7 protein-coding genes are annotated in these 7,697 nt (G+C 58.9%); 2 read left to right on the top strand and 5 right to left on the bottom strand.

Going from position 1 to position 7,697, the window contains the following annotated elements; all coding sequences use genetic code 11:
- Positions 1-3: 3 nt before the first annotated feature.
- Positions 4-324, bottom strand: a complete 321-nt coding sequence (locus GG26_RS13125; RefSeq protein WP_346426182.1) for a VOC family protein — start codon at positions 322-324, stop codon at positions 4-6.
- Between the two features lie 76 nt (positions 325-400).
- Here GG26_RS13125 and cobJ point away from each other — a divergent pair, with 76 nt between their 5' ends.
- Positions 401-2,320, top strand: a complete 1,920-nt coding sequence (gene cobJ / locus GG26_RS13120) for a precorrin-3B C(17)-methyltransferase (protein WP_414391090.1) — start codon at positions 401-403, stop codon at positions 2,318-2,320.
- A 16-nt stretch (positions 2,321-2,336) separates the two neighbouring features.
- Here cobJ and modB read toward each other — a convergent pair whose 3' ends face one another.
- The gene (modB, locus tag GG26_RS13115) at positions 2,337-4,124 is read right to left on the bottom strand and encodes a molybdate ABC transporter permease subunit (protein WP_414391088.1); all 1,788 of its coding nucleotides are present in this window, start codon (positions 4,122-4,124) and stop codon (positions 2,337-2,339) included.
- 37 nt (positions 4,125-4,161) lie between these two features.
- Positions 4,162-4,905: a molybdate ABC transporter substrate-binding protein gene (modA, locus tag GG26_RS13110; protein ID WP_414391086.1), complete on the bottom strand. Its 744-nt coding sequence runs from the start codon at positions 4,903-4,905 to the stop codon at positions 4,162-4,164.
- Between the two features lie 265 nt (positions 4,906-5,170).
- Here modA and GG26_RS13105 point away from each other — a divergent pair, with 265 nt between their 5' ends.
- The gene (locus GG26_RS13105; protein WP_414355661.1) at positions 5,171-5,380 is read left to right on the top strand and encodes a TOBE domain-containing protein; all 210 of its coding nucleotides are present in this window, start codon (positions 5,171-5,173) and stop codon (positions 5,378-5,380) included.
- A 28-nt stretch (positions 5,381-5,408) separates the two neighbouring features.
- On the opposite strand, the gene GG26_RS13100 is transcribed toward GG26_RS13105, so the two are convergent.
- Together GG26_RS13100 and GG26_RS13095 are read right to left on the bottom strand one after the other, a co-directional pair.
- A complete protein-coding gene (locus GG26_RS13100) occupies positions 5,409-7,061 on the bottom strand; it encodes a helix-turn-helix domain-containing protein (RefSeq protein WP_414391083.1) in 1,653 nt (550 codons plus the stop codon).
- Positions 7,062-7,404: 343 nt separating this feature from the next.
- Entirely contained in the window at positions 7,405-7,602 is a 198-nt protein-coding gene (locus tag GG26_RS13095; protein ID WP_414391080.1) for a hypothetical protein, read from the bottom strand.
- Between the last annotated feature and the right edge of the window lie 95 nt (positions 7,603-7,697).

Below are 7,697 nucleotides of genomic sequence, written 5' to 3'. Positions count from 1 at the left end.
CCTCTAGCGGCTTGAACAGGGTGGGGTAGATGCGGGCGTAGGCTTGGATGAGGGGGATCCTAGGCTGTAGCCGACCATGCTCTGCTCGTAGCCGTAGTAGTACTGCAGGGGCAGCTCCGCTTCCGGCAGTTTCAACACCTTCTCGTAAAACCCTCTGGCCTGCTCCAAGTCCGGCACGATGATGGTGTGGACGCGGGGGGCGCCGCTTAAGAATGTCCACATGGCCCCCCCATAGGCCGATAGCAGCAAAAACATCAGCCCCTTCGTGGAGAGCAAAACCTCCAGGGGGATTAGGGGCAGCATCAGTCCAGGTGGGATGACCATCGGCACTTGTCCCTTCGCGGGTGGCTCTATGTCCAGTATAGGATCCGGGGAGAATCCTGGCCTTGGCCCACGCTCGATGAAGCTTGCTCTGTTTGCCCCCAGCCCGCGCGCCCGCCGGTTGGCCGACTCCCTGATCCCCCTCCTAGGCAAGGAGGTCATCTGCTGGAGCAAAGCTGACCCGCAGGGGCTGCCCTCCCCCTGGCAAGCCTACGGGGATCCCAAGGATCCCACAGCGCCAGGCTCCCTAGCAGAAGCCGTTGCCCAAACCTGGCCCCAGGTGCAGGGCTGTCTCTTCATCTTGGCCGCAGGGTCGGTGGTGCGGCTCATTGCCCCCCTCTTGCAGGACAAGCAGCGGGATCCAGCGGTGGTGGTGGTGGACGAAGCCGGTCGCTGGGCTATTAGCCTGTGCGGGGGACATGTGGGGGGGGCCGATGCCCTGGCGCGGCAGGTGGCCGCTACCTTGGGAGCCCAGCCGGTTCTCACCTCTGCTTCCGAGGGGCTGGGGATCCCGCCTTTGGATTTGCTGGGGGATCCCTACGGCTGGCGGCGGGGCGCTGGAGATTGGAACGGGGTGGCAGCCGCCTTGACGCGGGGAGAGCCGGTGGCCGTTCACCAGACCTGCGGCACGCGGCTTTGGCGACAAGCTTGGCCGGCAGATCATCCCCTAGTGGCCTCCTCTCCTCCCCATCCCGTTGCCCAGATCTGGATTGGGGAATACCTCTCCCCTGCCACGGGGATCCCAACCGTGCACTGGCATCCGCGGGTGCTGTGGGTGGGGGTGGGCTGCGAGCGGGGCACCACCCGCGCTTGGCTAGAGGGATCCCTGCGCCGCCTGCTGCAGGCCCAGGGGCTGGCGTTCGAGGCCATTGCCGGCCTGGCCACCCTAGAGCTCAAGCAAGACGAGCCGGGTCTTTTGGAGCTGGCCCAAGCCTATGGCTGGCCCATTGAGTTTTTCTCGGCAGAGGCTTTGGCTGGGATCCCGGTTCCCCACCCTTCGGAGGCGGTGCGGCAGGCGGTGGGCACTCCCTCCGTAGCCGAGGCGGCTGCCCTCTTGGCAGCTCAGACTTGTCAGACTTGGGGAAGAGGTGACAAGGTTCCTGAGAGGCCATCCTGTGTTGCGGAGAAGGTAGAGCCCTTTGGGGGAGCAACCCTCCTCTGCCCCAAGCAGGTCTTCACCTCGAAAACCGAAGGGGCCTGTACCCTGGCCATTGCCCGCGCGGCGCAGGAGTATTCCCCTCGCAGCGGCCACCTCTGGCTCATCGGCACTGGTCCTGGGGATCTGGGTCAATTGACTTTAGCTGCCCGTATGGCTTTAACTCAGGCCGATGTGGTTGTTGGCTACCAGCTTTATCTGGATCTGGTGGATCCCCTTTTGCACCCCGGCCAAGTCCGGGAGGCCTCTCCCATTACCCAAGAGCTGCAGCGAGCCGAACGGGCGATTGCTTGGGCGCAGCAGGGGCTGAAGGTGGCGGTGATTTCTTCGGGGGATGCCGGCATTTACGGCATGGCGGGCTTGGTGCTGGAGTGCTTGGTCCGCTCTGGCTGGGATGGGATCCGCCCTTCTCTGGAGGTGCTGCCGGGGATCTCTGCCTTCCAGGCGGCTGCTGCCCGGCTGGGGGCTCCGCTGATGCACGACTTCTGCGCCATTTCCCTCTCGGATTTGCTTACCCCTTGGCCGGTGATCGAAAAACGCCTTCAGGCGGCTGCCCAGGCGGACTTTGTGGTGGCCCTTTACAACCCCCGCTCCCGGCAGCGGGTGGATCCCTTCCTCAAGGCTCTGCAGATCTTTTTGCAGGCCCGACCCGCCCATACCCCCGTGGCTTTGGCCCGCAACCTCTACCGCCCCGGCGAAACCCTCCACCTCACCACCCTAGGGGAGCTGGATCCAGAGCAGGTGGACATGCTCACCCTGGTTCTTATCGGCAACTCCCAGACCTTTCGCCATGGGGAGCGGCTGATTACCCCGCGGGGCTACCGCTTGGGCGAGCCCACCTGACTCCTGGGCTCCAGACTCAAAACACCATCAGATGCCGGGGATCCAACTGCAGCCACCAGGGGGATCCCCAAGTCTCCACCTCGCGCCAGCGCTCCCGCCACACCTCAGCTTGCAGGTGGTAGTCCTGGCGGTGGGCAGGAGGACCGCCCAGCCTAAAGAAGAGAGTCAGTCGGTGGGGGGTCTCGCTCCACTTCACCAGCCAAGCCGGAAACGTGTTGGGCAGCTTCCCGTCGGGCCTGAAGGTGAGGTGGTGGGCGCGGATGGCGATGTATTCTCCCGCTGGGGATCCCTGTACCTGCAGCTCACAGCCCCAATCCAAGGCCAGCACCCGTTGAGGGCCCAGGAGCTTGGCCCGCGAGATGTTTTTGCAACCCGTCAGTTGCGCCACACTAAGGCAGGGGGGAGCCTCAAATAGCTGACGCTTGTCCCCCTGGGCAATGATTCGCCCCTGCTCCATTACAGCCAGATCCCCGCAGAGGCGGAAGGCTTCCTCAATGTTGTGGGTTACCAAAAGCGTGACTCCCTTGTAGTCGGCTAGGATCTCCCCCATCTCCTGCTCCAGTTGGCTGCGCAGGTGGGCATCCAAAGCAGAAAAAGGCTCATCCAGCAGCAAGATCTCCGGCTCAGAAGCCAAGGCTCGCGCCAGGGCCACCCGCTGCTGCTGTCCTCCGGAGAGCTCCGTGGGATAGCGGTTTTCCCAGCCTTTCAGCTTGACCAACCGCAGCTGGGCCTGGATCCGCTCCTGTTTTTCCGCTTCGCTCAAGCCCGCAGGGATCCCAAAAGCGATGTTCTGGGCAACGGTGAGGTGGGGAAACAGAGCGTAGTTTTGGAAGATCACCCCCACCCGCCGCTGAGCCGGAGGCAGCCGGATCCCCTGTTCGGCGTCAAACAACGCCCGCTCGTTGAGCAAAATGCGCCCACCATCCGGGGTTTCGATCCCGGCAATGCAGCGCAAAAGTAGGCTTTTGCCGGATCCAGAGGCCCCCAGCAGTCCTAATGGCCGCCCGTCGCAGCTCAGTTGCGCCTGCAGCTCAAATTGGGGCAGCTTCTTGTCAATGTCCACCCAGAGGCGGGGGGCCGGAGTTGAGAAATCCGGATCCCTTCTGGTGAGAACCTGTAGAGGACGAGAGGGAGGTCGCTGCCAGGGCCGTCGCTGAAACCAAAGGTTAACTGCCGTCATCACCCCCAAGGACAACCCCAAGACCAGGGCCGAGCTGATGGCCGCCCCCCGCATATCCCCCGCCTGAACGGCAAAGAAGATGGCCATGGACAGGGTTTGCGTGCGGCCTGGGATGTTGCCTGCCAGCATCAAGGTGGCGCCGAACTCCCCCAGAGCGCGGGCAAAACTGAGGGTAATCCCCGCCAGGATCCCTGGTAAGGCCAGTGGGATCAGCACCCGCGTAAAAATCTTGGCCCTACTTGCCCCCAGCGTGCGGGCTGCCGCCACCAGCGTCGGGTCGATCTGCTGGAAAGCTCCCAGGGCCGTGCGGTACATCAGGGGCAGGGCCACCACCGCTGCCGTGATCACCCCGGCATACCAGGTGAAGATGACCGACAAGTTCAGCGAGGCCAAAAGTTGTCCCAGAAGGGTTCGCCGGCCAAACAGCAGCAGCAACAGGAAGCCCACCATGGTGGGCGGCAACACCAGCGGCGCCAACAAGAGGGCCTCGATGAGAGAGCGCCAGCGACCTCGGTAGTGCAACATCCCGTAAGCCGCCAGCGTCCCCACCCCAAAGGTGATAGCTGTGGCCAAGCCGGCAATCCGTAGGGAGATCCAAAGCGGGGATAGGTCGTAGTCGCTCATTTGGAGTAACTCATCCGCGCCATTGCAGAGGGATCCCTCACAGGCGGATAAAGCCGTACTTCACAAACACCTCTGCTGCTTCTTCTGAGGTTAAAAACTCCAAGTAAGACTGTCCGGCGGGAGTATCGCGCACCAATGCCACCGGGTAGATAATTGGCGTAATGGGATCCGCCGTAGCCACTACTCGCACCCGATTTGAAAGCTGAGCATCCGAGGTAAACAGGATCCCAGCGTCAGCATTGCCCTGTTCTACCGCCGTTAAGATTTCCCGCACCGTGCTGGCAAACACCATCTTGGGCCGCAGCGTCTCAAACACCCCTGCTTGGGTGAGAATTTCCTGGGCGTAGCGTCCGGCGGGCATGGCCTGCAGATCCCCAATGGACAGAACCCGGATCTCTTCCGCCACCAAGTCGGCAAAATCCTGAACCTTGGTTCTGGCATTGGCAGGCACAATTAAAGCCATGCGGTTGCTGAGAAGATCTCGCCGGGATCCCTCCACCAGCAGGTTTTGCTTGGCAAGGGCGTCCATAAAAGAGGCGGCTGCGAAAAATACCACGTCCAAAGGAGCCCCCTGCTCCACCTGTTGCTGGAGAGAGCCGGAATTGGCGAAGTTGTACTCAACCTTGATGTCGGGATAGCGGGCGGTGAACAACCGGTCGATTTCCGTTAAAGCCGGTTGCAAGCTCACCGCAGCCCCCACCAAAATGGGCTGAGATTGCGCCAAGCCGGGAGCCGACCCCCACCTCAAAGCCAGAGCGGCCAGGATCCCCAGGAATAACATTGCAGTTCTTCGTTTCATAGCCATTTTTCTTTGACCCGTGACGACTTTCAGAACAGGAAAATCCACCAATCGCTCGGTACTTTGACCATTAGAGGTTGCAGTTTGTATCTCTGAGATACATAATCTAGACTATTGGCAGCCCTTCCTCCCCAGAGGCAACGATGATAGTATTGAAACCGGTGTTGAATGACCATCCGGCAAGCTCCTCTCTTGTTCAGTTCGGTCAACACCCCTGTTGCTCTGCTTGTTCAACAAAGGAGAAGTCATGCAAATCAGCACTCGCAACTTGTTTAAAGGAACTGTAAAAAGTGTCCAGGTAGGCATGGTCAATGCCGAAATTATTCTGGAAGTTGCACCGGGTATAGAAATAACAGCCATTATTTCTAAGCACTCTGCCGAACGGTTGGGCATAGCAGTTGGGAAAGAAGCGTATGCTGCCATCAAAGCCTCGGATGTGGTCATCGCCGTGGATTAGTGGTGGATTAGCAAATTGAGTGACTGGCCTAGACTTGCTGTTGCCTGGGATCCAAATACAGGGCTTTGATAAGGCGCTGGCGATCGTTTAGGCTGATCCGAAGCCGCCCATTCTCTACATCCCGCACCCAGCTCTGGCTGCGCCCCAGCCTCTGGGCCAATTCCCGCTGGCTGATTCCCTTTTGCCGGCGTGCCGCCGAGATATCCGCTCCACGCAAAGCTTTGCTTGAGGGGAAGTCTTTTGGGTTTTCGGGAGGGCCAGGGAGATCCGAGTCTGTTGCAACAGGCGCAGACTTTGCCCTACGCTGCCGCCGAGATCCCGATTCTCGGGTTGGGGATCTGGCTTCTTGAACTACTCGACGATGCCAGTCGGAGGGCAGATGAAATCGTTGAATGCGAGCCTGCATCAAGAGTCCCCACTTGCCCCGCGGCCCGGCAGCCGTCAGCAAGCCACCGTTGTTGGCATCTTCAATCCAAAAGTTCAATGCCTCGTCCGCATCCTCGGGCACAGCTTCCAGGCGAGCCCACAGGGGTTGAATGGAAGAAGGATAGGTGAGGGGATCGAACTCCGGCTTGAGGCCGTAGTGGTTGAGAACCTCCAGATCGCTTTCAAAGGTGCGCACCAGCCGTTTGCGTTCTTGGAGATTGAGATAAGCTTCCTGCAGTCGCTCTTCCCCGTAGGCCACTCGCATCAGGGTGGGCACCGTCAGACGCTGTTGCCGCCCCATCCTCACTTTGAACAACAGCCACAGCAGCAGGCGCATGGCTCCTTCATGGTGTTGCCAATGGGTCATCACGGCCTGCAGCAGGGATAGGGGCAGGCTGCTGTACTGATAAAAGGCTTGCCCCTGGCGGCACCCTTGTCGATTGAGAAAGTACCGTGTCCATTCGCCGGGCTGAATCGCCCAAGTCAGGCCCACCAGATGGTTGCAGCCCTGCTCATCTTTTTGAAAGTGGCGATGCATCTTGAGCAGCCTCCACAGAGGGCCAGCCGGTACCGAAAACCCCTTCACCCGCCCCTGATCCGGCCAATCGATGGAGACTTGAATCCGACAGAGCTGCTCTATCCAGGTCATGAACAGGTGGAGACGGGTCATCTTGCTCAGATCTTTACGTTTATCCCAGCCCAAATAGGACTCCAATTGTGAGTCGGTGAAAACAAAGGATTCCTTCCAGGGGCTATCCAACCCGGCGGCATAGGCAGCAAAAATAAGATGCAAACAGGCAGTTCGCACATCGATCGGAGCACTTTTTGGGATCCCGTCCAAACATAGAGTTAGGGTCAGAGATCCCTGGTTGTGGCCAACAGATTTCTGATAGCAAACCTGGTTATCTCCCTGCTTTTGCAGATTGAGAGATTGAAATTGAGATAGGAAATTGCAAGCTTCCCAGACCACAATTGACGAAGCAAAAGCCTGGCTATGGCCGTTCAAAAATAGAGGTGGGCTGCTGCGAATGCGGGCCGTGACCGTGCGGTTGCGCCCCTTCATGGCTTCATAAGGCTGCAGGGCAGAACCGGGACACAGGCTAACGCACTGAGGTTCTGGGAAGAAACCTTCGCAGTCATTGCACAACAGAGGATTAATCCAGTATTCCCCATCCTGGACAACAATAGCTTTTGTAGGACAGCTATCTACGCAAGCGTTGCAACCGATACAATTCCCTGAGATTTGATAAGCCATAGCCCTCGAACTCCATAGCGTTTCCCTGTAGCTCTCCTTTGTTCACGCCTGCTATCGCATCTGCAAAACCCTAAACCCGGCCATGGAGACCTTCCTCGCAAAGCCGTGGAAGCCCGGCGAGAGACCTTAGTTTAAGGTCTGTTTCCTAAGCTCAATTCGTGAACTGGATTGAACGATACCTCAAAAGATCCCCGGCAGGCCAGGGAGATTTGGTCTAGGGTGAACCTTCTGGAAAGCTTTGTTTTCTCTTAACTTCTAATGTTTGCAGTGAACTTTTGAGATGGCTTTGCAGGCTACTCCTCCCCCCTTGAGAGCCTTTTAGGGATCCGAACTGCAGCAAGTGTCAGGCAAAACGCTCAATAACCAAGCCGACACAAGGTCGTCCGCCCACCCAATACGTCGATTCATCGGCAAGGTTGTGGCTTGGCTCTAGATGCCAACCCAAGGGATTGGGTTCTAGCTCCAGCGCCCGCACGATTTCTTCTGGGCTGAGCCCTGTGCAGAGTTGAATGTGTTGCAACTTGGGAAATGGCTTTTCCACAAGGCTAAGCTCTTCAGCAGCTTTAAGGATGGAGCCCAGGTGTACAGTCTTTTAATTTAAAATAGGGTACAGGTATTCAAGAGGAAGGAGAGAAA

This window comes from Synechococcus sp. 'PEA 65AY6A-5F PE A', from assembly GCF_047462575.1.
GTDB lineage: Bacteria > Cyanobacteriota > Cyanobacteriia > Thermostichales > Thermostichaceae > Thermostichus.
This window is presented reverse-complemented; position numbering and strand designations above follow the sequence as displayed.

Coding starts and splice junctions, on each gene's coding strand:
- GG26_RS13125 (WP_346426182.1), bottom strand. CDS start 324: ATGGTCATCCCACCTGGACTGATGCTGCCCCTAATCCCCCTGGAGGTT.
- cobJ (WP_414391090.1), top strand. CDS start 401: ATGAAGCTTGCTCTGTTTGCCCCCAGCCCGCGCGCCCGCCGGTTGGCC.
- modB (WP_414391088.1), bottom strand. CDS start 4,124: ATGAGCGACTACGACCTATCCCCGCTTTGGATCTCCCTACGGATTGCC.
- modA (WP_414391086.1), bottom strand. CDS start 4,905: ATGTTATTCCTGGGGATCCTGGCCGCTCTGGCTTTGAGGTGGGGGTCG.
- GG26_RS13105 (WP_414355661.1), top strand. CDS start 5,171: ATGCAAATCAGCACTCGCAACTTGTTTAAAGGAACTGTAAAAAGTGTC.
- GG26_RS13100 (WP_414391083.1), bottom strand. CDS start 7,061: ATGGCTTATCAAATCTCAGGGAATTGTATCGGTTGCAACGCTTGCGTA.